Origin of the sequence: Streptomyces bungoensis (assembly GCF_001514215.1) — a bacterium.
In the GTDB taxonomy this organism is placed as follows: Bacteria; Actinomycetota; Actinomycetes; order Streptomycetales; family Streptomycetaceae; genus Streptomyces; species Streptomyces bungoensis.
Genome location: NZ_KQ948855.1, coordinates 361374 through 385956, shown reverse-complemented (window position 1 = coordinate 385956; position 24583 = coordinate 361374). Strand labels below are relative to the sequence as shown.

28 protein-coding genes are annotated in these 24583 nt (G+C 71.1%); 9 read left to right on the top strand and 19 right to left on the bottom strand.

All coding sequences use genetic code 11. From position 1 onward, the window contains the following. Window positions 1-6: 6 nt before the first annotated feature. The 12 genes from AQJ66_RS14245 to AQJ66_RS14190 all read right to left on the bottom strand — a co-directional run bounded on the left by AQJ66_RS14245 (window position 7) and on the right by AQJ66_RS14190 (window position 10447). Window positions 7-282, bottom strand: a complete 276-nt coding sequence (locus AQJ66_RS14245; RefSeq protein WP_244162822.1) for a hypothetical protein — start codon at window positions 280-282, stop codon at window positions 7-9. Next, window positions 279-566 (bottom strand): hypothetical protein, encoded by a 288-nt coding sequence (locus tag AQJ66_RS14240; protein ID WP_061920791.1) that lies wholly within the window; start codon window positions 564-566, stop codon window positions 279-281. Before AQJ66_RS14240 ends, AQJ66_RS14245 begins: the two co-directional genes overlap by 4 nt. A gap of 23 nt (window positions 567-589) precedes the next feature. After that, a complete protein-coding gene (locus tag AQJ66_RS14235) occupies window positions 590-1498 on the bottom strand; it encodes a peptidoglycan-binding protein (RefSeq protein ID WP_061920789.1) in 909 nt (302 codons plus the stop codon). 98 nt (window positions 1499-1596) lie between these two features. Further along, window positions 1597-1983 carry a hypothetical protein gene (locus AQJ66_RS14230; protein ID WP_061920787.1) on the bottom strand — a complete coding sequence of 129 codons (387 nt, stop codon included), beginning with the start codon at window positions 1981-1983 and terminating at the stop codon, window positions 1597-1599. Between the two features lie 32 nt (window positions 1984-2015). Next, a complete protein-coding gene (locus AQJ66_RS14225) occupies window positions 2016-2720 on the bottom strand; it encodes a hypothetical protein (RefSeq protein ID WP_061920785.1) in 705 nt (234 codons plus the stop codon). Next, entirely contained in the window at window positions 2717-3841 is a 1125-nt protein-coding gene (locus AQJ66_RS14220) for a hypothetical protein (protein ID WP_061920783.1), read from the bottom strand. Before AQJ66_RS14220 ends, AQJ66_RS14225 begins: the two co-directional genes overlap by 4 nt. A 27-nt stretch (window positions 3842-3868) precedes the next feature. Beyond that, window positions 3869-4888, bottom strand: a complete 1020-nt coding sequence (locus AQJ66_RS14215; protein ID WP_061920782.1) for a hypothetical protein — start codon at window positions 4886-4888, stop codon at window positions 3869-3871. A 27-nt stretch (window positions 4889-4915) separates the two neighbouring features. Further along, window positions 4916-6103 carry a hypothetical protein gene (locus tag AQJ66_RS14210; RefSeq protein WP_061920780.1) on the bottom strand — a complete coding sequence of 396 codons (1188 nt, stop codon included), beginning with the start codon at window positions 6101-6103 and terminating at the stop codon, window positions 4916-4918. A 76-nt stretch (window positions 6104-6179) separates the two neighbouring features. Continuing rightward, window positions 6180-7100 (bottom strand): phage distal tail protein, encoded by a 921-nt coding sequence (locus AQJ66_RS14205; protein ID WP_061920778.1) that lies wholly within the window; start codon window positions 7098-7100, stop codon window positions 6180-6182. 18 nt (window positions 7101-7118) lie between these two features. Further along, window positions 7119-8402 (bottom strand): hypothetical protein, encoded by a 1284-nt coding sequence (locus AQJ66_RS14200; protein WP_061920776.1) that lies wholly within the window; start codon window positions 8400-8402, stop codon window positions 7119-7121. Then, the gene (locus tag AQJ66_RS14195; RefSeq protein WP_061920774.1) at window positions 8399-9589 is read right to left on the bottom strand and encodes a hypothetical protein; all 1191 of its coding nucleotides are present in this window, start codon (window positions 9587-9589) and stop codon (window positions 8399-8401) included. Before AQJ66_RS14195 ends, AQJ66_RS14200 begins: the two co-directional genes overlap by 4 nt. A gap of 21 nt (window positions 9590-9610) precedes the next feature. Beyond that, window positions 9611-10447 carry a hypothetical protein gene (locus tag AQJ66_RS14190; RefSeq protein WP_061920772.1) on the bottom strand — a complete coding sequence of 279 codons (837 nt, stop codon included), beginning with the start codon at window positions 10445-10447 and terminating at the stop codon, window positions 9611-9613. A gap of 147 nt (window positions 10448-10594) precedes the next feature. On the opposite strand from AQJ66_RS14190, the gene AQJ66_RS14185 reads away from it, so the two are divergent. Then, entirely contained in the window at window positions 10595-10774 is a 180-nt protein-coding gene (locus tag AQJ66_RS14185; RefSeq protein ID WP_159052569.1) for a hypothetical protein, read from the top strand. A gap of 102 nt (window positions 10775-10876) precedes the next feature. On the opposite strand, the gene AQJ66_RS14180 is transcribed toward AQJ66_RS14185, so the two are convergent. The 6 genes from AQJ66_RS14180 to AQJ66_RS14150 all read right to left on the bottom strand — a co-directional run bounded on the left by AQJ66_RS14180 (window position 10877) and on the right by AQJ66_RS14150 (window position 15238). After that, on the bottom strand, window positions 10877-11080 hold the full coding sequence (locus AQJ66_RS14180; RefSeq protein ID WP_061920768.1) for a hypothetical protein: 204 nt from the start codon (window positions 11078-11080) through the stop codon (window positions 10877-10879). A 1401-nt stretch (window positions 11081-12481) separates the two neighbouring features. After that, window positions 12482-12850, bottom strand: coding sequence for a hypothetical protein (locus AQJ66_RS40965; RefSeq protein WP_425264278.1), 369 nt, complete (start codon window positions 12848-12850; stop codon window positions 12482-12484). A gap of 116 nt (window positions 12851-12966) precedes the next feature. After that, the gene (locus AQJ66_RS14165) at window positions 12967-13257 is read right to left on the bottom strand and encodes a hypothetical protein (RefSeq protein ID WP_061920763.1); all 291 of its coding nucleotides are present in this window, start codon (window positions 13255-13257) and stop codon (window positions 12967-12969) included. A gap of 109 nt (window positions 13258-13366) precedes the next feature. Continuing rightward, a complete protein-coding gene (locus tag AQJ66_RS14160) occupies window positions 13367-13966 on the bottom strand; it encodes a phage tail tube protein (RefSeq protein WP_061920761.1) in 600 nt (199 codons plus the stop codon). A gap of 112 nt (window positions 13967-14078) precedes the next feature. Beyond that, window positions 14079-14492, bottom strand: a complete 414-nt coding sequence (locus tag AQJ66_RS14155; protein ID WP_061920759.1) for a hypothetical protein — start codon at window positions 14490-14492, stop codon at window positions 14079-14081. 254 nt (window positions 14493-14746) lie between these two features. Continuing rightward, window positions 14747-15238 (bottom strand): helix-turn-helix domain-containing protein, encoded by a 492-nt coding sequence (locus AQJ66_RS14150; protein WP_061920757.1) that lies wholly within the window; start codon window positions 15236-15238, stop codon window positions 14747-14749. Between the two features lie 191 nt (window positions 15239-15429). On the opposite strand from AQJ66_RS14150, the gene AQJ66_RS14145 reads away from it, so the two are divergent. The 3 genes from AQJ66_RS14145 (at window position 15430) to AQJ66_RS14135 (ending at window position 17355) form a co-directional block, all read left to right on the top strand. Beyond that, complete coding sequence (locus AQJ66_RS14145) at window positions 15430-15798, top strand: WhiB family transcriptional regulator (RefSeq protein WP_079060219.1); 369 nt, start codon at window positions 15430-15432, stop codon at window positions 15796-15798. Window positions 15799-16501: 703 nt separating this feature from the next. After that, window positions 16502-17098: a hypothetical protein gene (locus tag AQJ66_RS14140; protein WP_425264277.1), complete on the top strand. Its 597-nt coding sequence runs from the start codon at window positions 16502-16504 to the stop codon at window positions 17096-17098. Further along, window positions 17095-17355, top strand: coding sequence for a MerR family transcriptional regulator (locus AQJ66_RS14135; protein ID WP_061920920.1), 261 nt, complete (start codon window positions 17095-17097; stop codon window positions 17353-17355). Before AQJ66_RS14140 ends, AQJ66_RS14135 begins: the two co-directional genes overlap by 4 nt. Here the strand turns inward: AQJ66_RS14135 and AQJ66_RS14130 are convergent. Continuing rightward, window positions 17325-18614, bottom strand: coding sequence for a glycosyltransferase family protein (locus AQJ66_RS14130; protein ID WP_061920755.1), 1290 nt, complete (start codon window positions 18612-18614; stop codon window positions 17325-17327). The genes AQJ66_RS14135 and AQJ66_RS14130 overlap by 31 nt on opposite strands. Before the next feature lie 190 nt (window positions 18615-18804). Here AQJ66_RS14130 and AQJ66_RS14125 point away from each other — a divergent pair, with 190 nt between their 5' ends. The 5 genes from AQJ66_RS14125 (at window position 18805) to tuf (ending at window position 24482) form a co-directional block, all read left to right on the top strand. After that, on the top strand, window positions 18805-19731 hold the full coding sequence (locus tag AQJ66_RS14125; RefSeq protein WP_061920918.1) for a glycosyltransferase family 2 protein: 927 nt from the start codon (window positions 18805-18807) through the stop codon (window positions 19729-19731). A gap of 388 nt (window positions 19732-20119) precedes the next feature. Further along, window positions 20120-20491, top strand: a complete 372-nt coding sequence (rpsL, locus tag AQJ66_RS14120) for a 30S ribosomal protein S12 (protein ID WP_003948652.1) — start codon at window positions 20120-20122, stop codon at window positions 20489-20491. A gap of 2 nt (window positions 20492-20493) precedes the next feature. Then, complete coding sequence (gene rpsG / locus AQJ66_RS14115; RefSeq protein WP_003992340.1) at window positions 20494-20964, top strand: 30S ribosomal protein S7; 471 nt, start codon at window positions 20494-20496, stop codon at window positions 20962-20964. 39 nt (window positions 20965-21003) lie between these two features. Continuing rightward, window positions 21004-23130: an elongation factor G gene (fusA, locus tag AQJ66_RS14110; RefSeq protein ID WP_061920754.1), complete on the top strand. Its 2127-nt coding sequence runs from the start codon at window positions 21004-21006 to the stop codon at window positions 23128-23130. A gap of 158 nt (window positions 23131-23288) precedes the next feature. After that, the gene (gene tuf / locus AQJ66_RS14105; RefSeq protein ID WP_061920752.1) at window positions 23289-24482 is read left to right on the top strand and encodes an elongation factor Tu; all 1194 of its coding nucleotides are present in this window, start codon (window positions 23289-23291) and stop codon (window positions 24480-24482) included. Window positions 24483-24583 lie beyond the last annotated feature (101 nt).

Genomic DNA, 24583 nt, shown 5'->3' with positions numbered 1-24583 from the left:
GCGTGCTCAGCGTGCGGTCAGCTGCCAGGCCGTGACGGCGGCGGTCGCCAGGGCGGCGAGGGCGCCGACGCTGGCCAGCGGCCAGCGGGAGCGCTCCAGGGCGTCGAGCCGCTGCTCGTGGTCGGCCAGCTGCTTGTCGGTCTGGTCGCTGCGCTGGACCAGCAGCGCGAGGGAACCGTCGGCCCGGGCGAAGCCGGCCTCGACGGTCCCGCGCAGCCGTTCGAGCTGCACGGCGACCGCGGTCGGATCGGGCAGGGAGGAGACGGAAGGGGGTTCGGTCACGGGTCCCTCCGCTCGGTGCGCGACGCCGGGCGCCCCGTGGCCAGGGAGAGCAGCTCGGCGTCCCGGGTGGCGGAACCGTCCGTCCGCAGCCAGGACGGGAGCAGGGCCTGGACGCCCGGTACGGCCATGACCCGGGCCACGGCCGCGGCGGCGGCCAGCGCCCCGGCGGCCCAGGGCAGGGCGCGGGGGATGCGGGCGGCGTCGACGACCGCCGGCAGCAGGACGCACAGGCCGACGGCGGTCTGCACGGCGGTACGGAGGGTGCGCTTGGCGGCCTCTGACATGGTGGACCTCGCTTGTCGGTGGTTCAGGAGCCGTAGGGGACCTTCAGTGCGGCCCAGGACGCCGGGCCGGGCAGGCCGTCGGCGTCCGGGCCGTGGTAGCCGAGCTTGCGCTGCCAGGCGGCGTAGGACTCGCGGTCGGCCTCCGACCAGCGCGGCCCGGGGCCCACGCGGTAGCGGCCGCAGCCCTCGGCCACCAGGCGCCGGCCCATCGCCGTGACGATCGGGGAGTCGGTCCCGTCCGTGAAGAAGGAGACGCCGGGGAACGGCTGGTAGCGGGGCGGCCGGGGTGGCTCGGGGGTGTGCCCGCCACCGGTGGCGGCGGACAGCCGGGTCTGGATCCGGCGGCGCATGCCGGTCATGGAGAAGCCGCGCGGGTCGCTCTTCCAGTCCGACCACTCCAGGTGGCCGATGACGGACCTCGCTCCCCAGCCGTGGGCCCGGCACAGGGCCGCCGCGACCCGCTCGACGGCGTCGAGCTGGGCGTCGGGCCAGGGGTCGTGGCCGTCGCCGAGGTTGACGCACTCGAAGCCGTAGAAGCGGGCGTTGCCGTCGACGGCGCCCGGGCTGCCCTCGTGCTCGTGCGGGACCGGGGGGCGGTCGCCGTACGTCTCGGTGATCACGGCCTGCAGGACCGACGGGTCGCCTCCGCCGGCGTGGTTGGCGCGGCCGTTGCCGACGAGGTGGACGGTGCCGTCCTTGGCGATCACGCCGTGGCAGAGCGGGCCGGGCAGGGCGGCGTCGCCCCGGAAGCACAGGCTGACGCTGGAGCCGGTGCCGGAGCTGACGGTGTGGTGCACGACGACGCCGTGGACCGGCCCCCAGCTCCCGTGCTGATTACGGTTGTTGGCGCGCCAGCCGGGCTCCTCGACGACGGTGACGCCCTCGGCCCGCAGGGCGGAGACGAGGGCGTCGGCGGACAGGGGTGTGGCCATGGGGACTCCAGACATGGGAAAACCCCGGGCCGGTGGCCGCGGGGCGGACTGTTGAGGGGGACGGAGGGGGAGCGGAGGACGAGGGGACGGGGCGGAGGTCAGGTGCCGGTGCCGGGGTCGCCTCCCGCGGGCGCCCACCGGGCGCACAGGTCGGCGTAGGCGGCGGTGTGGGCGGCGAAGTCGTCCAGGGCGGCGGCGACCGCGCGCTGGACGGCCGTCTGGTCCGGCACGACCGGGTCGGTGCCGACCGGCATCACCGTCACGCGCCCCCAGCCGCGCAGGACGGCACCGGCCGCGCCGTCCTCGGTGAACTGGGCGTCGACGGTGACGGGGGAGTAGGTGCCGGTGATCGAGTCCGGCCCGATGACGCTGCTCAGGCTGGTGTCGGCGACGTTGACGTGGATGGTGTGGCCGGCCTCGGTGATGGTGGCGCGGCCGGCGTAGTCGATGACGAGACCCCAGGGCTGACTGGTGTCGATGTCCATGGATGCGCTGCCTTCCTCGGGTCTTGGGGTGGTCAGGTCGTCTGGCGGCCGTGCATCAGCACGGGGTTGGCGTAGACGGTCCCGGAGGTGCTGGAGACGTACGCCTGGACCTCGACCTTGATCTGCGTGCTGAAGACGGAGGCGAAGTCGGCTGCGACCGGTCCGGTGTAGTTGAAGTCCGCCGGGACGGTGACGGTGTTGCCCCACGGGACGCCGTTGACGAGCACCCGGACGTAGCCGGCGGCGCCGGAGCTCGCCCGGGTGTTCACCAGCAGCCGCATGTACGGCTGCCAGACCACGTTGTAGGACATCGCGATCGTGGTCCACGTGGTCGCGCCGGTCTGCGGCCAGCGCGTGTAGTCGGTGTTCTGCGGGGGCAGCATGCTCAGCCAGGGCCGGGCGAGGCCGCCGGTGGAGATGTCGTCGGAGAAGATCTCCCGGCTCGCGGAGTCGTAGAGCCGCAGCGGCTGCTGCGAGGTGCTGGTGCCGTCGCCGTTGTAGAGGCTGAGGGCGTAGGAGCCGGTCTGGCGGCGGATCGCGAGGCCGAACTCGCTCCCGCTCCACTTGCCGACCCGGAACACCTCGGGCCCGTTGTTCGGCGCCCGGACGGAGAGGTAGCCGCTGTCGCCGGAGCCCTTGTTGAGGGCCGGCAGGCCGTTGACGGCGGTGGACAGCTGCTGGATGCGGCGTTCCATCCGGGTCAGCCGGTCGATGATGTCCTCGGGAAGCTGGGTCATCGGAGCTCCTCCAGGTACAGGTCGGCGGTGTCCGGGCGGCCGCGCTGGGCGGGGCTGACCTTGACGCCGACGATCCGGTAGCGGGTGTCGAGGCCCTCGGTCCACCACTCGTCGGTGATGCGCAGCCGGACGGTCCGGCCGAGCAGCGCGGGCGGCACCAGGTCGTCGAGGCGGATGGTGATCTCGGGGACCACCACCGCTCCGGTCGCCTCGGCCAGGTCCGCCCTGGCCAGGGAGTTCAGGGTGGGCTTGTCGGTGACGTCGGTGTGGTCGGAGGACAGGTCGATGCGCGGGTATCCGGCGTCGATCAGGTTCGTGGCGACCTGCGTGTCGGAGCACTGGGGCCGGGACTCGGCGGCCTGGTTGTCGTTGACGGAGGCACCCCGCGTGCGGGCGGTGGTGCCGCCGCGGGTCGCGTCGCGCGGGAAGGAGTACGACAGGATCGTGCCCGGGCGGTCCAGGACCAGGTCGGTGGTGCCGATCCGGATCGTGGGGCTGCCGAGCTGGAGCCGCCGCACCCGCCGGCCGGTGGCCGGGTCGCGGTAGACGGAGATGCGCTGTTCGAAGCCGCCGTCCACGGCGGCGAGCGCCTCGATGGCCTCCTGGTAGACGGTCTCGTCGCCGTCCCGGTAGGAGACGTAGCGGTACTGCCCCGAGGTCTCGGTGCCGTAGGTGACGCCGATGTCCCCGCCGGGCAGCGAGGTCTGCAGGTGCTGCCACAGGTCGCGGGCGATCTGGAGCTGGTCCGGCGGCGGGTCCGACGGCCGTGCGGGGTACGACAGGTCCGCGCGGATGCGGCGGCGGCCGGCGTACGACTCGAAGGTCGCCGCCTGGATGCCGAGGGTGAGCACACCCCGGTCGTCGCTCTGCAGGGTGGCCGTCCAGACGATGCCGCCCCACCACAGGTCGGTGCCGCGCTGGAGGTAGACCGAGGTGCGGCCCTCCTCGATGCGGCGGACCCGGGCGGCCACGTCCGCGTCGGGCACGGGGACGGTGCCGGAGAGGGATCCGGGCTTGCCGATGTAGTCGTCCACGGTGACGTCGCGCAGCGGCAGGATGTCGATCGTGGTGTCGGTGCGCAGATCGCAGAAGATCGCGCGGTAGGGAACGTTCGTGGTCATGCGGCGGTCAGCTCCTCGGCGCGGTCGTCACAGCACGAAGCAGGCGGAGAGCCGCAGGCTGTTGCCGGTCTGGATGACACCGCTGGTGGACCACGTGATCAGGTAGACCGAGCCGTCGGGGACGATGCGGACGGCTCCGTCGGCGAAGCCGTCGGTGGCGATCGCGTAGGTCTCGCCGGCGGGCCGCCAGCCCGCCGGCAGGGTGGCGATGAGCACGTCGTTCACGTTGCCCGGGTTGGTGGTGCCGGCGGCGGTGGCGGTGATGGTGGCGCCGGTGCGGGTGAGCCCGAGGGTGAAGGAGCACACGCCGTGGGTGCGGCGGGCGGCGTACGCGTTCACCGACCAGTCGGTGCCCGCGGTGGCCCCCGTGGTGGTGCTGTCCACGGCGACCGGCGGCTGGTAGTCGGCCCAGGCGCTGCCGGTCCAGCGCTGCAGCACGCCGCTCAGGTCCCGGTACTGGCCCGGGTGGGCGCCGTTCGCCGTGTCGGTGGTGACCGGCAGGATGCCGCCGAGCGCGACGGTGGTGGTACGGCGGCCGGTGAGGGCCGTGGTCCAGTTCGGCGCCTGGGCGGCGCTCGCCCCCTTCGGTACGCGGGCCTCGTACAGGGGCAGCGCGAGGGCGGGCGTGGCCGGCGCGGCGGGGGTGGCCGCCGGTGTGCCGCGGACGATCTCGACGGCGCCCTCGGTACGGCCGGACGCGTCGTAGGGGTCGTCGTAGATCCGCAGGACGACCAGGTCGATCCGGTCGTACTGGGCGTCGCCGTCGGCGAAGGTGAGCGTCAGGCTCTCGGTGAGCGCGACCGGGTAGGCGCCCTGCGCGTCGGTGCCCTGGACGATCGCCCGGCCGGGGGAGACGGTGGCGGACATCGAGTTGGCGACGCCCTGGACGGTGAAGCCGGAGAGGCGGGTCTGGCCGTCGGCGGAACCCGGCAGGATCCCGGAGCGGGTGGCGACCGGCGAGACCGGGGTGAGGGCGCCGAGCGACACGAGCCGGGTGTCCTCCCGGGTCTGACTGTCGGGGGAGAGCCAGCCGGAGCGTACGGGCATGTCGGCTCCTTTCGGGGGGAGGGGTGGTCAGTTGGCCGGGTCGACGCGCATGAACAGGTTGTCGAACCCGCAGGTGACCGCGGCGTCGGTGGAGCGGTACAGGGCGGTCATCGTGTAGGTGGCGCCGGGGGTCAGCCCGTACAGCCGCCACATGGTGGAGACCGAGCCGGCCACGGGACCGCCGTACATGGCGGCGTACTCGTCGTTGGGGTTGAAGTACACGGTGCTGCCCTGTGTGATCTTCGGGACCATGTACGCGCCCGCGGTGGTGCTGCCGGTGGTCCACATGCGCGCGCCGAAGTGGAGCAGCACGGCGCCGGTGGGCGGGGCGGTGAAGTTGAGGTTCAGCGAGGTGACGGCGGTGCCCGACAGCGTGGGCGTGTAGGCCGTCGACGTGGTGGTGCCGGCGTCCAGGGACGAGGTGAACGCGGACGTCGTCACGGCCGACGTCCACGCCGAGCCGTTCCAGCGCTGCAGCACGCCGTTCGGTGCGTCGCGGTACTGGCCGGCGTAGCCGCCGGTGGTGACGCCGGCCGGGGCGATGCCGCCGACGCCCTTGGGATAGGCGGTCCAGTCGGTGCCGTCCCAGCGCTGCAGCGTGCCGTCGAGGTCCCGGAACTGGCCCGGGTAGGCGCCGGCCACGGTGTCGCCGGCGGTGGCCGGCAGGATGCCGCCGAGGGACACGGTGGGGGTGCGCAGGTCGGTCAGGGCGGTGTCCCAGTTGATGCCGCCGTGTCCGGCGCTGGCCCCGGCCGGGACCTTGACCTGGAACAGCGGCAGGGCGAGGCCCTGCGCGGTGGGCGGGGTCGCCGGGGAGCCCGGGGCGCCCCGCACGATCTCGACGGCGGCCTCGGTGCGGCCGGAGCCGTCGTAGGCGTCGTCGTAGACCCGCAGGACGACCAGGTCGACGCGGTCGTTCGTGGCGTCGCCGTCGGCGAAGGTGAGGGTGGGCTCGTCCACGACGGTCACCGGGTAGGCGCCCCGGCTCTCCGCGCCCTGGACGACGGCGCGGCCCGAGCTGACGACGGCGGTCATCGCGCCCTTGTTCCCGGCGAGCCAGAAACCGGAGATCCGGAACCTGCCGTCGTACGAGCCGGGCAGGACGCCGGAGCGGGTGCTCGCGGGCGAGGTCGGGGTGAGGGCGCCGAGCGCGGTCAGCCGGGTGTCCTCGCGGGTCTGGCCGGTCAGCGGCAGCCAGGCGGAGCGGGTGTTCATACGCGGGTCCTTTCGTACGACGGTGTCTTCGGGCGGGTCGGCCCGGTCGGCCGGGGCCGGCGGGTACGGCCCCGGCTCACCAGTCGGCGGCGCGCCAGCGGACGGTCATCCGGGCGCCGTCGTCGTGGCCGTCCGGGCGGAACGCCAGCCGGGCGGCGCCCGGCTCGACGGCGAACAGCTCCTCCGGGCTGCTGTCGGCCGCGGCGGTGTGGCGGCGCGAGGCGCTGCCGTTGAGGGTGACCGTGCCGGCCGCGGTGTCGACGGCCAGCTCGTCGTCGGCGGCGAGCGGGATCTCGTAGCGCAGCCGGCGGCCCGAGGCCCGGTCGGTGACGGTCGGGTTGACGCACGGCCCGGTGAAGATCAGCACCGGGTGGGTGGGCGCGGAGCCGTCGTTGTCCACCGCCACGTCGCCGGTGGAGGACGCCTGCCCCCAGTACAGCGGCCAGGTCAGCGGCCAGTTGAGCCCGCTCTCCGGCTGCGGCGGACCGGTCACCGTGGTCTGCTCGGCGACCGCGTACCGGCGCGGGTCGGTGGCGTACCACTGCACGGACGCCTTGGAGACGCCCTGCGTGGTGTACGTCCGGTCGACGGTGAGCACCCGCTGGCTGACCCGGGCGCGCACGGCCAGCGTCTCGCCGTGCAGCCGCACCGCGAGCCAGCGTTCCTCGTCACCGAGGAGCAGCGCCTGGCGCAGGGCGCGCATCGCGGCGAGCGAGGACGGCGCGTCGTCCTGCGGCGGCACGGTCCACACCGTGCCGCCGACCTTGCGGGGCTTGGCGTAGCGGGCGCCCGGCCAGGCGCCGTGCGCGGTGGGGTGGTCGGCGTCGGAGGTGTCGTAGTCGGGCAGGTCCTCCCAGCCGGTGAGTCCGCCGCTGTCGATCTCGTACGTGGTGCCGGGGCCCAGCAGCAGTCCGGCCCACTGCATCTGCCCGTCGCGGGTGATGAGTGAGCCGGGTGGGAGGTCGTCGGTGGATGCGGTTGTGATCGTCTCGGCCATCTGGCCTTCACCTCGCTGTCAGGGGCGGGCGTGGGCGGTCGCCAGGAAGAGGAGGTCCTCCGCCGTGCCGAAGGCACCGGCGCCCTGGCGCTCGTGGAACTCCTTGATGCGGTGGGGGTTTTGGGCGGCGGCACTCCGGTGCCGTGCGGCGAGCGCGCGCTGCCGGTCCAGGGCGGTGAGGGGAAGTACCCGCCCGGTGTGGGAGTGGGCGCCGGAGACCGCGATGCCGCCTTCCGCGAGCATCGGGATCTTGTTCAGGTGGACGCCGAACTTCTTGCCGAAGAAGCTGAAGCTGAGGCTGTTGAGCCCGTCGATGATCCAGTTGGCGAAGGCGACCAGGCCCTGGATCGGGCCCTTGACGACGCCGGCGACGGTCTGTGCGCCGGTGGTGACGAACCGGCCCATCCCGCGCAGGGTGCCCGAGAGGGCGTCCTTGACCCGCTGGAACATCTGGGGGACGCGCTTGCCGAGCCAGTCGAGCACGGGTTGCACGGCGTTCCTCAAGCCGTTCCAGATCGCCGACGTCCTCCCGCCGAGGGCGCGGGTGTCGCCGGTGGTGAGCGCCTTGAGCACGGCGAAGCCGGTGCCGATCAGCGCGCTGAGGACCTTGAGGGTGCCGACGATGAGGTGCAGGTAGCCGGACACGTAGGTGCCGACCACGCTCGCGATGACCTTGAGCACGGGCGCGAGGACGGTCAGGACGCTCTCGACGTACTTCAGGACGAGCTTGGCGAGCTGGTCCATCAGCCGCTGTCCCGTCTCGGAGTTCATCGCGAGGTCCAGCAGCCAGCCGGCGACCGGGAGCAGGATGCCGGTGACGAAGCCGATGGGGTTGGCCTTGGTCACCAGGTTGATCAGCGTCATCACGCCGGAGCCGATGATCATGGCGGTGCCGAACTTGTCCAGGAGATCGCCGAGGGGGCCTGCGACGTCGATGAGACCGAGGATCACCGACAGTGTCCCGCCGAGACCGGCCAGCAGCTTCCCGAGGATCTTGCCGGCCGTTCTGGTCCGGCCACCGACCGACTTCACACCGCTCGCCGCGGTGGTGGCGGTCTTGCCGGTCCTGGTGACGGACCGGGCTGCCGCCTCGGCACCCGCCTTGGACCTGCTGACGGCGCCCTTGGCCTGGTCGAGGTCCGCGCGCAGACGGTCCACGCCGGTCGTGGCGTCCTTGAATGTGCCGCTGAGCGTCTTCGCCGCGGTGACGCTCTCCTTGGCCCGGGACTGCAGGGAGCGGATGGTGGAGGTGAAGCCCGCGAGGAGGTTGGACGGAACGCCGCCCGCCGCCGCGGAACTCATCCGCGTGCCTTCGCCAGGAACATCAGGGCGTCGGCCGTCCGCTGCGGGCTGCTCTGCTCGGCCGCGTAGTAGTGCTCGATGTGCAGTGCGCCCCCGCCGGGGCCACCGTGGTGCGCCCGGCCCTGCGCGGCTGCTCTGCGGAGCAGCCGGTCGAGCTTGCTGAGCGGCAGGACGGCCTCGGCCTCACCGGCCTCGGCGAGGAGCGCCGGGACACCGCCGGAGCGGGGCATGACGACACCGCCGGTGGCGAGCGCGGGGATGTGCGGCAGGCTGACGCCGAACGTCTTGCCGCCGACCATCGGGACCCAGCCCGGGATCGACACGTGGATGCCGTTCAGCGCGCTGATGGCGCGGTTGATGATGCCGATGACACCGTTGATCGGGCCCGTCACCGCGCTCTTGATGCCGTTGAAGGCGTTGCCCGCGATGCCCTTCAGGCCTCCCCAGATGCTGGAGAGCCGGTCCTTGACGGCCCGGAAGGCGCTCGGGATCGCGGACTTGATCCAGCCGACGACCGGTGAGATGACGGCCTTGATGCCGTTCCAGACACCGGAGACGACCGCCCTGATCGCCTTCAGCGTGCCGCTGATGACGGACTTCCAGGCGTTGACGCTGGACCGGACGACGCCGACGATCGCCTTGAAGATGGACGAGACCGACGACTTGACGCCGGACCAGACCGACTTGATCAGCTTTCCGGCGTTCTTCATGATCGGGCCGATGGCCTTCATGACGCTGCTGATCACGGTCTTGATGACGGTGAAGGCCTGCTTCAGGACCTTCTGCATGGTCTTCGAGTTGGTCACCATGTCGATGACCTTGTCGATGAGCGGCTGCAGCAACTGCATGAGCAGGCCGAAGAAGTTGCCCTTCATCGACTTGTTCATCTTGTCCTGGCCCTTGGCCGCCTTGCTCGCCCCGGACTCGTACTTGCCGAGGTTCTTACCGGCACTGGAGCCGGTCTTCCCGGCCTTGCCGATGGACTTCTCGGCCTTGTCGGACGCCGATCTGAGGTCCTTCAGCTCCTTTTCCGCGTCCTTGGAGGCCGTCTTGAAACCCTTGAGCTGACCGGCGCCCTTCTGGCCGGCGCTGCCGACCCCCTTCGCGGCGGTGGCGGCACCGGAGGCCTTCTCCTTGAACTCCTGAAGGGAACCGGAAACCTTCTTCAGTGAACTGACGAGGCTCATGTTTCGTCTCCTAGGGGTTGGTCAGTTCGACGCCGTGGCCAGGCCACGGAACGCGGTCTCGAGACGACCAATCGATTCGGAGAGGTTGTCGATGTTCCGGGCCTTCTTCGCCGCGCTCTCCAGCTTTTTGGCGGCGGAAGCCATCTGCTTCATGGCGCGGGGGGTGGCAATACCGCGCACTTTGCCGCGGTAGGTGTCCATCTCGGTGTTGAGGCCGGCCATGGCATCCTTGACGCGCGTGATCTCCTCCACGGAGGGAAGATTCGGGCGCTGGGAGTTCTCACCCTCGGCGCCCCCGCCCTCCGGCTGCTCGCCGTTTTCGGACTCCTCCTGGTGCCAACCCCACTGGCCGTTCTTTCGGCCGTAGTACTTTCGCTTCTGTTTGCGCTCTTCGTCGGTGTACGTCGCACCACCGATCCCGGGAATGAGCCTCTCCCGCTTACGTCCGGTGAAGGTGAGCATGATGTTCTTGACCGATGTCCACCAGCCGGCGATCAGCTTCTTGACGACACCGACGAGAGCCACGGCGCCGGAAACCGCACCGGCGAACAGGACCACCTTCGACACGAGGTCCCCACCGCTCATGGCGTCTTTGAACTGCTTGAAGACCTGCAGGGTCTCCTTTATGGGGGTCTTGTCCTTGATCAGGTCCCAAACGCCCTGCGGTTCCTTCTTCTTCTCCTCTTCTTTTTTCTCCCCTTCCCCCTTCCCCTTCCCGCCCTTCTCGATCGCCTGCTTGAGCTCGGCGATTTTGTCATCGAAGTGCTTGGCCGTGACCTCTTGCTGGGTATTCTTGTCAAGCTGTTGCCTGACTTCTTTCAGCTCGTCGTAGACCTCGTTCGTGGTGTGGTTTGCCATGCGTCGACTCCTCGTCGAAATCGGCCACTGCCGTGATCCCACTCTTGCTCTGGTTGCGTGCCGCCGGTAGCCTCATGTGACTACAGGGACGGGGGAGGGGGAGAACCCTCTTCGTCAGGGCGGGGTTCTGGAGGTAATATGCGGGTCTTGTTCTGGTTCGTCGGCGCTTTTTTCGGCCTGGTTGCGCTGATTACCGGCTTCATTTCTTTTTCGGAATGGGACATCCGCAAAAAAGATCCGAAGAGGGCAAACGACAAGACTTTCCTGGGGTTTGCATGCGTAGGGATCGTTTCGGTGGCGCTCGCGCTGCTCTTCTGGTCCCTGTGAAACCGCATGCCGAAAGCCCGCCGGGCTCGGCCCGGCGGGCTCATTGAAGATGCCGATGGCCGGCCCTGGGCCGGCGGTTGCCGAGGTTTGGCCGGCCGGCGGTCACCCGCGCGGTCGGACGCGCCGGGCCTCCGTCAGTGCGTCCGACCACCCCGCCGCATAGGCCTTCGACTCCCGCGCGAGCAGTTCCTCGTACAGCCGGTCGAGCAGGGCCTCGCGGTCGGGCGTGGGGGAGCGCAGGAGATGCGCGAGGCGGGCGTAGGTGTCGATCGGCTGCTCTGGGATGTTGCTCGTGCGAGTCGCCATGCCGTCCTGCTTTCCGGTCTGTCCGCTGGGCTGTGCTCGAGGTACAGGTGGCGCTCCTGTGGTGGGCGAAGCGTCTGTTCGAACTAGTGTACGAGTAATCCCGTGGTGCGTTCCGTGTTTGTCGAGAACTCTCCGTGGCCGAACCGGTGCGACCTGCGGCAATGCCAGGGGCCACCTGGGGGGCGCCGGGAAGCGGTGGAGTAGGATCCGGCCGTTCCTCCGTCGGTGAAGGAGAAGTGAACGGCCCTGTACGGCACGGGATCTGAGGGCCGGTCATGCGACGGTGGACGGCGGCGGGGCAGCCGTTCTCGCGCGGGGACGTGATGGGGCAGGGACGAGAGCAAGGCCTACGGGGTGGACGGGGACGCGGGCAACGCGGAGCGACGGCATGGGATCGATTGGCTTGAACAAGCCCCCGATCTGCCCCATCTCATCGCTCGTCTCTCCGAGCTCGTCCTCCGCCTCGGACACGCGCCGGAAGACCTCGTGATCCTTCCCCGGGCCGAGCTGGACCGGCGCGAACTCGCCGCGTACAGCGCGGGCTGGGCCGACGTGGTCGACGAGCGGCTCCCGGCCGTCCGGCGCGCCTACGAGGAGCGGATCACCGCCGCCTACCTCCAGGGCCAGGAGGACGCCCGCACCGGCCGCCGGCCGCGCCGGGCCCGACGGCCCGAGGGCGAGCGGGGGCCGAGCCGCGGCGGAGAGGTCATCCCGCTGCCCTATGTCCAGCTGTTGCGGCCTCCCTCCGAGGTGACGCGGGTGGAGCAACGCGGCGACCGAGAGCGCTCGGTGGCCGACGGGACACCGGTGTCGGCGGCCGCGGGACCGTCCGGCGCCCCGGCGGAGGGCGCGGCCGGTGGGCCCCCGGCCGGGAGCGGTGGTCGGTCCGGCGGGCATGGACCGGCCCGGGAACCCAGCCGTGGCCAGGTCACGGCCGGTGCCGACCCGTCGGCCCACGCCCGGCCGGCCGCCCCTTCCGCGCCCGGTGGCCCGGAGGACGCCGACGGTTCCGGCGATGGGGTCGACCGGCCGGGCGCCGCCACCGTCTCCGGTTCCGGCGCCGGCATCCTGCTCTCCGCCCGCGAGGTGCGCGAGAAACGGACGGCGCAGGCGGAGCGGCGGCCGGTGGTCCGGCGCAACGGCCGGCCCAGCGTCCCCCGCTCGCCCGGCCCGGCGACACGGGATCCGGCCGGGACAAGGGGCGACGCGCCGAGCAGGAGGAACGGCAGGAGGAGCCGGCCGACCCGCCGGCGGCAGGCGCCGGGGAGCGGCTCCGCCTCTCCGACCGTGCCCGCGCCCTCGCCGACGATCTGGAGGGCAGGGCGGCGGACCGCCGGAAGGACGAGCCGCCCGGGCCCGCGGATTCCCGCTGAACCCGCGGCCCGGGGCCAGGCACGACGGTCAGCCGAAGAACCTGACCAGTTGGACGGCCGAGGGAGCTCCGGAGGGGGGATCGGTGCTCTGCGGTGCGGAGCGGGCCGGCCGCGTGGTGGCCTCGCGTTCCGTGGCCGCGGATGTCCGCGCGTTCCCGCTTCCGTCCTCGTCGCCGCCCTCGTCCGTCTCCTCCGCCGCGTCCAGCGGACGTGGCACCGGTTCCGGATAATCCGGCTGGTCGCCCTCGTCCGAGTTGACGGAGGCGAACATCCAGTTGGCGGCCGCCAGATGGTCCACGACCGCCGCCAGCAGGTGGTCCGTCACCGACCACTCGGCCGCCTCGCCGTGCAGCTCCCGGTTGAGGGCGCTGTCGCGTGGCAGCTCCTTGACGAGCACCGCGAGCCGCCGGGCGGAGAGGCGGTCGCGATGCCAGTCGAGCAGGTCGATGCCGTAGTAGCGGAGCAGGTCCGCTTCGAGGGCCTCGGCGTGTTCGTCGACGAACCCGACGAGGCTCAGGCTTCCCCCAGGCCGAGCCCGGTCTCCTTGCCGTACGCCTCCAGGATCGCGGCGATGTCCTGCATGGTGATCTCGTGCTGCTCGAAGCGGGCGAACTGCTTCTCGCCCAGGAGCAGCCTCAGCAGCCCGTCGACGTCGTTGTCGTCGAGCTTGCGCAGCGCCTTGGCGGTGGTGCGGGTCAGCTCCGTGGGCAGGGTGTAGCTCTCGCCGTCGAGCTCGAACGACCAGGTGCGGCCGAGGGCTTCGAGGCGCTGGGCGCGGGCCGCGTTGACGTCGAAACGGGTCATGGTGATGCGTACTCCTTGAAGTCCTTGAAGTCCGTGAAGTCCGTGGGGCAGGTGGGGAAGCGGTGGTGGGGCGGGCCGGGGTCCGGCCCGCCCCGGTGGACCGGCCGGATCAGCTCGCGGCGTACGCCGAGTCCTTCATGACGAAGGAGGCCAGCGCCGAGCCGTCGGCGGCGGACATCGCCGTGAACGTGATGCCGAGCTGCGAGGCCGCCTTGCGGGCCAGCTTGATGTCGTCCGCCGCCGTGACCTGGCCGCGCGGGATGCCGAAGCGGTAGGTCACCGTGGAGCCGTCGCTCGCGCGGACGTCGGAGAACTCCAGGCCGAGGGCGCGGACGTCGGCGAACGGGCGCTCGGCGACGTCGTACTTGTAGACGCCCGTGGAACCGGTCACCGCGTCGACGCCGCCGCCGCCCATGAAGAACGGCAGCGTGTCCTCGTTGAACTGCAGCAGCGAGAACTTCAGGGTCAGGTCGCGGTCCGAGTACACGAAGTGCACCGGGCTGACGGCCTGCCACACGTCGATCGGCTCCAGCTTGTCCTTCTTGCTGAAGGTGACGCCGTCACCGCTGGTGAAGCCGAGGTTCTTCCAGCTCGCCCAGTCGGTGGCGGAGTCGGTGGAGAAGGTCGTCGGGACCTTGGTGTCGGCGGCGGCGACGTACAGACGGCCTACGCCGGCGACGCGGATCTCGGACGAGTTGGTTCCTGCCATGGTGGTGTCTCTCCTCGTGAGGGAAGGCTGCCGTGCCCGGGTCTTCCGGATACGGCGAAGGCCCCGCCGGGGTGGCGGGGCCTTCGGTCTGTGGGGTGCGGCGCGCGGGCGGTCAGTAGACGTCCAGGTACACCTTGTGGACGCTCACGTAGCGGTTCGCCGCGTGGTAGAGGTAGTCGGGCAGCCAGCGCGGGCCGTCCTGCTCGTCCACCTCGGTGATGAGGCTGGTGCCGTACCGGTTGCCGGCCGTCGCCAGCAGCGCGCGGCGGGCCTCGTTGGCCAGGACGTGCGCGTCGTGCTTGGTCGGGCCGTACACCTCCAGCTCGATGAGCGGCTGGTCGACGTGGAGTTCGCCGACCCAGGCGCCGCCGCGACGGTTGACGAGGACGGCGGCGGTCGTGCCGTCGAAGGTCGAGGGCGGCTGGACGGTGACGAGCGCGGTGGCGAGCGCCGGGTCCTGCTTCAGGATGTCGACGACCAGGGCCTCGACGTCCGGGAAGGCGCTCGGTGGAGTGGGTGTGGTCATGCCGGGTCACCTCAGGGGTGCGGGCGCGCGGGGCGCGGCGTGGGTGGCGGGCACGGGGCCCGGGACCCCGGCACCGGGAAGCGGTGAGCCGTCGCCCGGCCTGCGGGCACAGCTCCGCCGCTGCACCAACTGTGACAGAGAGCGTGCGCGCACGCAACTAATTCGTGAAGCGATGTTCCGTTGGGTGCTCGGAGCGCGGCCGCGGGGGCGTCGGTCGCGGGGAGAGGGAGCCTGTGGCGGTGTCGGCCGAGGGATCAGTCGCCGGAGGCCGGCGCGCCGGTGGTCGCTTCCACCCGCGTCCGTCCCCCTTCCGGTGCCCGGGGCGCGGCCTCCGCCTCGCTCGGCAGGAACTGCTCCACCACCCTGACGAACATCTCGCGCCGGTCGGCGGGCACCCCCAGCAGCTCCGCCACCTCCTCCAGCGTGGGCCGGCGGCCGAACTCGGTGCCGGGCCCGGGGGAGGCGAGGTGGTCATGGGGGTCGGCCAGTTCCTCGGCGGTCAGCCGGCCGGAGCGGATGAGCATCTCGCGCACCGGCACTCCCAGCACCCGGGCCAGCCGGCGCGTGGTCTCCAGGTCCGGCATGCTCTGCCGCTGCAACAGGCGGGTGACGGCGGCGCGGTGCACCCCCGCCTCGTCCGCGATCCGCGACTTCCCGCCCCCGCGCGGGCTGTCGATGTCGTATCCGCGTTCGCGCATCAGGTCTTCGACCCACGCCGCGAAGGCGTCCAGATCCTGGCTGGTCATCTTGTGCTCGCTTCTCTCTCGGAGACCCCGAGTTTAGCTTGCTTGCGCGCGCGGTATTACGTGCGCTCGTGCAATCACAGTGAAGGGGGCATGGGTGGGGGTTGGCGGCTTCCGAACTTTGTTGCGAGCGCGCGCGCAATCTGTAAGTCTGGACGGCGCTCCTGCCCCACCCGCCACACCAGGGAGGCCCCATGTCCGTCCTCGGCCCGTGCTCCACGCCCCCTCCGCTCGAACCCCCGGGCTGGCGGTCCGCCGCGGCCTGCGCCGGGCTTCCGCCGAAGGTCGTCTTCTCCAAGAAGGCGAAGGAGGCCGCTCCCGCGCTGCGCGCCTGCGCCGGCTGCACGGTACGGCGCCACTGCGAGGCTGCGGTCGCCCCGGCGGAGAGCTGGTTCGACGGCGTCTGCGGCGGCCGCCTGTGGCGCTCCGGCCGCCCGGTCCCGCTCCCCGCGAACCTCCCCCCTGCGACTCCGAAGCACTCTGCGGCGCCGACGCGCCACGCCGTCCCCCAACCGGCCGGCCCCCGCCTCCGCACCGCCCACGACGGAGGCCGCCTTGCCTGACGAACGCTCGACACCCGACGCGCGCCCGACCTCCGCGGCACGCCCGACGCCTGACGCTCGCCGGACGCCTGACGCTCGCCCGGTGCCCGATGCCCGCCCCAGGCCGGACGCCCGCCCGGCGCCCGAGGCCCGCTCGACCTCCGCGGCACGCCGGACGCCTGACGCAAGCCCGGTGCCCGATGCCCGCCCCAGGCCGGACGCCCGCCCGGCGCCCGAGACCCGCTCGACCTCCGCGGCACGCCCGACGCCTGACGCTCGCCCGACGCCTGACGCTCGCCCGGCGTCCGACGCTCGCCCGGCGTCCGAGGCCCGCCCGGCGTCCGAGACCCGCTCGACCTCCGCGGCTCGCCCGACGCCTGACGCTCGCCCGACGCCTGACGCTCGCCCGGCGTCCGACGCTCGCCCGGCGTCCGAGACCCGCTCGACCTCCGCGGCACGCCCGACGCCTGACGCTCGCCCGACGCCTGACGCTCGCCCGGCGTCCGTCGCCCGCCCGGCGTCCGAGGCCCGCTCGACCTCCGCGGCACGTTCGGCTCCTGACGATGCACGTTCACCGTCCGAGGTAGGCCCCGCGCCTGACGCCCGACCGACCCCCGACACCCCCCCGACCCCCCACGACGGCCCGGCCGGTCAGGCCATCCGGCAGGCCGCCCTCTGGATCGGCACGCTGCTTCAGCAATTTCCGGAGCTGGCCGTCGAGCTCGTGCCGGGTCGCTCCGCGCCGGCCCACCGTCCCGCCCCGCCCCCGCCCCCGGCGGACCTCGCCGGCCGGCTTCGCGCGGAGCGCGAGGAGGCTCTGCTCCTGCAGCAGCGGCACGGCCTGGTCGCGCCCGGGCACAGCGCCGCGCCGCTGCGCCTGCACATCTCCGACACGCTCCGCGACGTCACCGACGGCGTCGTCGAACTGGAGGAGGCGGTCCGGGAGCGGCTCGGACTGCCGCGTGCCCGGCGCGCCCCGGTGCCCGAGCGGCTGCGCCGGATTGCCGGCCTGCTCGACGCCGTGGCCGCCGACCCCGTCCTCGCCGCCCACGTACGCGACGAGACGCGCCGCATGGCGCGCCGCTGCGCCCGCGCGCTGGGCGACACCGAGACCGTCGTACGGGTCCCCGGCCGCTGCCCCTGGTGCGACTCGGTCTCCCTGCGCGCCTTCCCCGACCGCGGCGCGGTGCTGTGCGTCAACCCCGCCTGCCGCTGCGCCGACCCCCTGTGCGGCTGCCACGACGACCCGGCCTACCGGCACACCTGGGACGAGGACGAGTGGCGGCGCGGGGACAGCGGCCCGAAGGGGGCCGCCGGATGAGCGGGTGCGCCGCCCTGCCCACGCTCGTCCCCGGCCCCCTGGCGGCCCAGGAGGCGGGGGTGGCCCCCGCCACCATCCGCAAGTGGGTCCAGCTCGGCCACCTCAAGGCGGCCGGGAAGGCGGGCCGGGCCCAGCTGTTCCGGCTGGAGGACGTCTTCGCGGCCGAACGAGCCGCCCGCGGCACCTCCCGCCCGGCCCGCCGCGCGCCCGCCGACGACGCCGGCCCCTACGGAATCCCCAGCTCGAAGATCACATAGTGCGCGTACCACCCCGACGCCACCGCCGCCGTCGTGAAGAACACCGTCAGCCCCGGCCACTTCAGGCGGCTCAGGGCGGCGGCCGGGGCGAGCAGGAGGGGGAAGACGGGGAGCAGGTAGCGGGGGGTGTTGCCGAACATCTGCTGGGTCCCCAGGACCGTCACGATGCTCGCCAGGGCGTACGCCACCAGCACCAGCGGGGGCCTGCGGCGCAGCATCAGCGCGACCAGGAAGGGCAGCGCGATCACCAGCTGGAAGGCGATCAGGTCGGGCACGGGGTAGGCGAACAGGTAGTTGTTGCGCCCCACCGCGATGTTGCGCAGGACGTCCAGCGTGTAGTGGCCCCAGTCGAAGTAGTGCGCCCACCCCTCGCGCTGCAGCGTGAAGTACCCGGTCAGCTTCCCCATGCTCAGCCCGACCCACGTGATGTACGTGAGGAGGCCGAGGGGGGCCGCGATCATCGCGTACACCGGTCCGGCGACCCCGTGCTCGCGCCGCCCGTCCCGCCGTACCAGCGTGACCAGGGCGGCCAGCCCCACCGCGCCGATGAGCGCCGCCGAGGTGGGCCGGTTCAGGCCGGCCAGGAAGGCCAGCAGGCCCGCCGGCACCCAGCGGCCGCGCATCACGCAGTAGCAGGCCCACGCGGCGATGGCGACGAACAGCGACTCGGAGTACACGGCCCACTCGACGCCCGCCCCGGGCGCGACGGCCCACAGCCCGGCGGCGATCGTGCCCGCCCGCGCCCCGGCCAGCGCGGAGACCACCGCGTAGATGCCGGCCGCCGCCACCAGCGAGGCCAGGACCGACACCAGGATCGCCGAACCGAACAGGCCGAGCCCGGTCACCTCCGAGACGCCGCGGATCAGTCCGGGGTAGAGCGGGAAGAAGGCGACCGAGTTCTGCTGGACCGTGAACATCCCGCCCGGAGGCAGCGGCTGGAGCGGCTTCGGGTCGTACCCGTGCTGCGCGACCTGCAGGTACCACCAGCCGTCCCAGGTCGACAGGACGTCCCACCAGTGGGCGCCGCCGCCGAAGCGGGGGTCCTTCGTGCGGTAGTCCCCGGCGTGTTCGAGCAGCCGGGCGAATATGGTGAGCCCGACGAGCTTCGTGACGCAGTACAGGGCGAGGGGAGCGACGTACGGGCGCGCACCGGGCGGCAGCGTGAGGCGGCGGCCGGGGCGCGGACTGCCGTCCGGCTCGCCGGGCGGGGCGGGGTCCGTCCCGGGGTCCGCCCCGGTGTCCCTGGAAGCCGTGCTCATGCTGTGGTCCCCCTCGCCCGACCGCCGGGCCGGAGGACGCGCCGGCGCCTGCACGGTCGTGAAGTCTCGATCACAAGATCACATGTGAGTCGCTTGTGCGCGGCCAAGCGTCGCACGGACGCGGCCGAGGGGGGAGGACCGGGTGGGCCGGGAAGCGGACCCGACGACCGAACTGTCCGTCGTCATACCGATGTACAACGAGGTGGAGGCGCTGCCCGTCCTCGTCAGCCGGCTGCGCCCGGTGCTGGACGGCCTCGGCGTGCCGTACGAGCTCGTCGCCGTCGACGACGGCAGCACCGACGGCACGGCCGAGCTGCTCGGGGCCTTCCGGCTCGGCTGGCCGGAGCTGCGGGTGATCGGCCTGCGCCGCAACTCCGGCCATCAGGCCGCCCTCACCGCCGGCCTGGACCGGGCCGTCGGCGCGTACGTCGTCAGCCTGGACGCCGACCTGCAGGACCCGCCGGAGAAGATCCCCGAGATGCTGACCCTGGCCCGCGGCGAGGAACTCGACATCGTGTACGGCGTGCGCGCCGACCGGGCCAGCGACTCCGGTTTCAAGCGGTGGACCGCCGGGCTCTACTACCGGCTCGTGCGGCGCCTGGCCGGGCCTTCGGTGCCCGCGCAGGCGGGCGACTTCCGGCTGCTGAGCCGGGCGGCCGTCGACGCGCTGAAGGCGCTGCCGGACCAGCAGCGCGTGTACCGGCTGCTGGTGCCCTGGCTGGGCTTCCCCAGCGGGCAGGTCACCTACGAGCGCGCGCCGCGCGCGGCCGGGCGCAGCAAGTACCCGCTGGGCCGGATGATCCGCCTCGCCGTCGACAGCGTCACCGGGTTCTCGGCGGCCCCGCTGCGGCTGGCCACCTGGCTCGGCGGCTTCGCCTTCCTGGTCTGCCTCGGACTGATGGTCTACACGCTCGGCGCCCACGTCCTCGGTCACACCGTGGCGGGCTGGACCTCGCTGTTCGCGGGGGTCCTGTTCATCGGCGCGGTGCAGCTGATCTGCGTGGGGCTGCTCGGGGAGTACGTCGCCCGCATCTACACGGCCCTGCAGAACCGGCCCACCTACTTCGTGGGCCACGACACGGCGGAGCAGACGCAGGAGGCGGCCCGGCGATCCTGAGTCGCGCCACGCCCGCCGGTGTGATAGTGGATAGCGAGCGGGAGGGGAGCGGGGGAGAAGCGGGCGAAAAGCGGGGCGCGACGCGGGGCGACATGCGGGCCGGACCCGCCGGAGGTACGGTCGGACCTCTGGGAAGTACCCGGTCAGCGGCCCTGTTGCTTTTGTTTTGACCGGAGTCGGTGCGGTAGGTACGCTCAGACCTTGTGCCTGGGGTGTGCCCTGGCTCTGGTGCGTGCCTTCAACCGCACGCGGAGTCGACACCGGCCACCGTAATCGTGCCTCTTTCTGCCTGGCGGCGGGAGTGCGGCGGATTCGACACACCCGACCGCGTGGGTCGGCGACGTTCCAGGTTAGCTGTACCCATCGGCACACAGAAACCGGAGAAGTAGTGCCTACGATCCAGCAGCTGGTCCGCAAGGGCCGGCAGGACAAGGTCGAGAAGAACAAGACGCCCGCACTCGAGGGTTCCCCTCAGCGTCGTGGCGTCTGCACGCGTGTGTTCACGACCACCCCGAAGAAGCCGAACTCGGCCCTGCGTAAGGTCGCGCGTGTGCGTCTGACCAGCGGGATCGAGGTCACCGCTTACATTCCGGGTGAGGGACACAACCTGCAGGAGCACTCCATCGTGCTCGTGCGCGGCGGCCGTGTGAAGGACCTGCCGGGTGTTCGCTACAAGATCATCCGCGGCTCGCTCGACACCCAGGGTGTCAAGAACCGCAAGCAGGCTCGCAGCCGTTACGGCGCCAAGAAGGAGAAGTAAGAATGCCTCGTAAGGGCCCCGCCCCGAAGCGCCCGGTCATCATCGACCCGGTCTACGGTTCTCCTCTGGTGACCTCGCTGATCAACAAGGTGCTGCTGAACGGCAAGCGCTCCACCGCCGAGCGCATCGTCTACGGTGCCATGGAGGGTCTGCGTGAGAAGACGGGCAACGACCCGATCATCACGCTGAAGCGCGCGCTGGAGAACATCAAGCCGACCCTCGAGGTCAAGTCCCGCCGTGTCGGTGGCGCCACCTACCAGGTTCCGATCGAGGTCAAGCCCGGTCGTGCCAACACCCTGGCGCTGCGCTGGCTGGTCGGTTACTCCCGCGCCCGTCGCGAGAAGACCATGACCGAGCGTCTCCTCAACGAGCTTCTCGACGCCTCGAACGGCCTCGGTGCGGCCGTGAAGAAGCGCGAGGACACCCACAAGATGGCCGAGTCCAACAAGGCCTTCGCGCACTACCGCTGGTAGTCGCTACCCACATCGAGACCGAGAGAAGACTGAAGCCTTATGGCTACCACTTCACTTGACCTGGCCAAGGTCCGCAACATCGGGATCATGGCCCACATCGACGCGGGCAAGACGACCACCACCGAGCGGATCCTGTTCTACACCGGCGTCTCGTACAAGATCGGTGAGGTCCACGACGGCGCCGCCACCATGGACTGGATGGAGCAGGAGCAGGAGCGTGGCATCACGATCACGTCTGCTGCCACCACCTGCCACTGGCCGCTGGAAGACGTCGACCACACGATCAACATCATCGACACGCCGGGCCACGTCGACTTCACCGTCGAGGTGGAGCGTTCCCTGCGCGTGCTCGACGGTGCCGTGACGGTGTTCGACGGCGTCGCCGGCGTCGAGCCCCAGTCCGAGACGGTGTGGCGTCAGGCGGACCGCTACGGCGTGCCGCGTATCTGCTTCGTCAACAAGCTCGACCGGACCGGTGCCGAGTTCCACCGCTGCGTCGACATGATCAGCGACCGCCTGGGCGCGCAGCCGATCGTCATGCAGCTCCCGATCGGTGCCGAGGCCGACTTCAAGGGCGTCGTCGACCTCGTGACGATGAAGGCCCTGGTCTGGTCCGCCGAGGCCACCAAGGGCGAGATGTACGACGTCGTCGACATCCCGGACACGCACACCGAGGCTGCCGAGGAGTACCGCGGCAAGCTGCTGGAGGCCGTGGCCGAGAACGACGAAGAGATCATGGAGCTGTACCTGGAGGGCGAGGAGCCTTCCGTGGAGCAGCTGTACGCCGCGATCCGTCGTATCACCATCGCGTCCGGCAAGGGCACCGGCACCACCGTGACCCCGGTGTTCTGCGGTACCGCGTTCAAGAACAAGGGCGTCCAGCCCCTGCTCGACGCGGTCGTGCGCTACCTCCCCTCGCCCGTCGACATCGAGGCCATCGAGGGCCACGACGTCAAGGACCCCGAGGTGGTCGTCAAGCGCAAGCCGTCCGACGACGAGCCGCTGTCCGCGCTGGCGTTCAAGATCATGAGCGACCCGCACCTCGGCAAGCTCACCTTCGTCCGGGTCTACTCGGGCCGCCTGGAGTCCGGAACCTCGGTGCTGAACTCCGTCAAGGGCAAGAAGGAGCGCATCGGCAAGATCTACCGCATGCACGCGAACAAGCGTGAGGAGATCGAGTCGGTGGGCGCCGGCGACATCGTCGCCGTCATGGGCCTGAAGCAGACCACCACCGGTGAGACGCTGTCCGACGACAAGAACCCGGTCATCCTGGAGTCCATGGACTTCCCGGCCCCGGTCATCCAGGTCGCCATCGAGCCCAAGTCGAAGGGCGACCAGGAGAAGCTCGGCGTCGCGATCCAGCGCCTGGCCGAGGAGGACCCGTCCTTCCAGGTCCACTCGGACGAGGAGACCGGCCAGACCATCATCGGCGGTATGGGCGAGCTGCACCTCGAGGTGCTGGTCGACCGCATGCGCCGTGAGTTCAAGGTCGAGGCCAACGTCGGCAAGCCGCAGGTGGCCTACCGCGAGACGATCCGCAAGGCCGTCGAGCGCGTCGACTACACGCACAAGAAGCAGACCGGTGGTACGGGTCAGTTCGCCAAGGTCCAGATCGGCATCGAGCCGATCGAGGGCGGCGACGCGTCGTACGAGTTCATCAACAAGGTGACCGGTGGCCGCATCCCCAAGGAGTACATCCCTTCGGTGGACGCGGGTGCGCAGGAGGCCATGCAGTTCGGCATCCTCGCCGGCTACGAGATGACCGGCGTCCGTGTGATCCTGCACGACGGTGGCTACCACGAGGTCGACTCCTCCGAGCTCGCCTTCAAGATCGCCGGTTCGCAGGCCTTCAAGGAGGCCGCGCGCAAGGCCAGCCCCGTGCTGCTCGAGCCGATGATGGCCGTCGAGGTCACCACGCCCGAGGACTACATGGGTGAGGTCATCGGCGACATCAACTCCCGCCGTGGCCAGATCCAGGCCATGGAGGAGCGGGCCGGTGCCCGCGTCGTGAAGGGCCTCGTGCCCCTTTCGGAGATGTTCGGCTACGTCGGCGACCTGCGCAGCAAGACGTCCGGCCGCGCCAGCTACTCCATGCAGTTCGACTCCTACGCCGAGGTTCCGCGGAACGTCGCCGAGGAGATCATCGCGAAGGCCAAGGGCGAGTAACGCACCGCGTTCACACGCCGTAGGCTTGACTCCGGAGCCTCCAGGGGCATTCCCCCGCAATCGCGGACGGAATGCCCCCGGGTTCCGGGCCTTTACAGCAAAGATCACCTGGCGCCGATGAAGTAAGGCGTACAGAACCACTCCACAGGAGGACCCCAGTGGCGAAGGCGAAGTTCGAGCGGACTAAGCCGCACGTCAACATCGGCACCATCGGTCACATCGACCACGGTAAGACGACCCTCACGGCCGCCATTACCAAGGTGCTGCACGACGCGTACCCGGACCTGAACGAGGCCACCCCGTTCGACAACATCGACAAGGCGCCCGAGGAGCGCCAGCGCGGTATCACCATCTCCATCGCGCACGTCGAGTACCAGACCGAGGCGCGTCACTACGCCCACGTCGACTGCCCGGGTCACGCGGACTACATCAAGAACATGATCACGGGTGCGGCGCAGATGGACGGCGCCATCCTCGTGGTCGCCGCCACCGACGGCCCGATGCCGCAGACCAAGGAGCACGTGCTCCTGGCCCGCCAGGTCGGCGTTCCGTACATCGTGGTCGCCCTGAACAAGGCCGACATGGTGGACGACGAGGAGATCATGGAGCTCGTCGAGCTCGAGGTCCGCGAGCTCCTCTCCGAGTACGAGTTCCCGGGCGACGACCTGCCGGTCGTCCGCGTGTCCGCTCTGAAGGCGCTCGAGGGCGACCCGAAGTGGACCCAGTCCGTCCTGGACCTCATGAACGCCGTCGACACCGCGATCCCGGAGCCCGAGCGCGACGTCGACAAGCCGTTCCTGATGCCGATCGAGGACGTCTTCACGATCACCGGTCGCGGTACGGTCGTCACCGGCCGTATCGAGCGTGGTGTCCTCAAGGTCAACGAGACCGTCGACATCATCGGCATCAAGACCGAGAAGACCTCCACCACGGTCACCGGCATCGAGATGTTCCGCAAGCTGCTCGACGAGGGCCAGGCCGGTGAGAACGTCGGTCTGCTGCTCCGCGGCATCAAGCGCGAGGACGTCGAGCGCGGCCAGGTCATCATCAAGCCGGGCTCGGTCACCCCGCACACCGAGTTCGAGGCGCAGGCCTACATCCTGTCCAAGGACGAGGGTGGCCGCCACACGCCGTTCTTCAACAACTACCGGCCGCAGTTCTACTTCCGTACGACGGACGTGACCGGCGTCGTGACCCTCCCCGAGGGCACCGAGATGGTCATGCCGGGTGACAACACCGAGATGAAGGTGGAGCTCATCCAGCCCGTCGCCATGGAGGAGGGCCTGAAGTTCGCCATCCGTGAGGGTGGTCGCACCGTGGGCGCCGGCCAGGTCACCAAGATCGTCAAGTAAGCTCCGCTTGCTTCACGGTCGGTAACCGACCCAGGAGAGGCCCGTACGACTCCGGTCGTGCGGGCCTCTTCGCTGCCCGAAACTATTCGGCGGTCCCGACG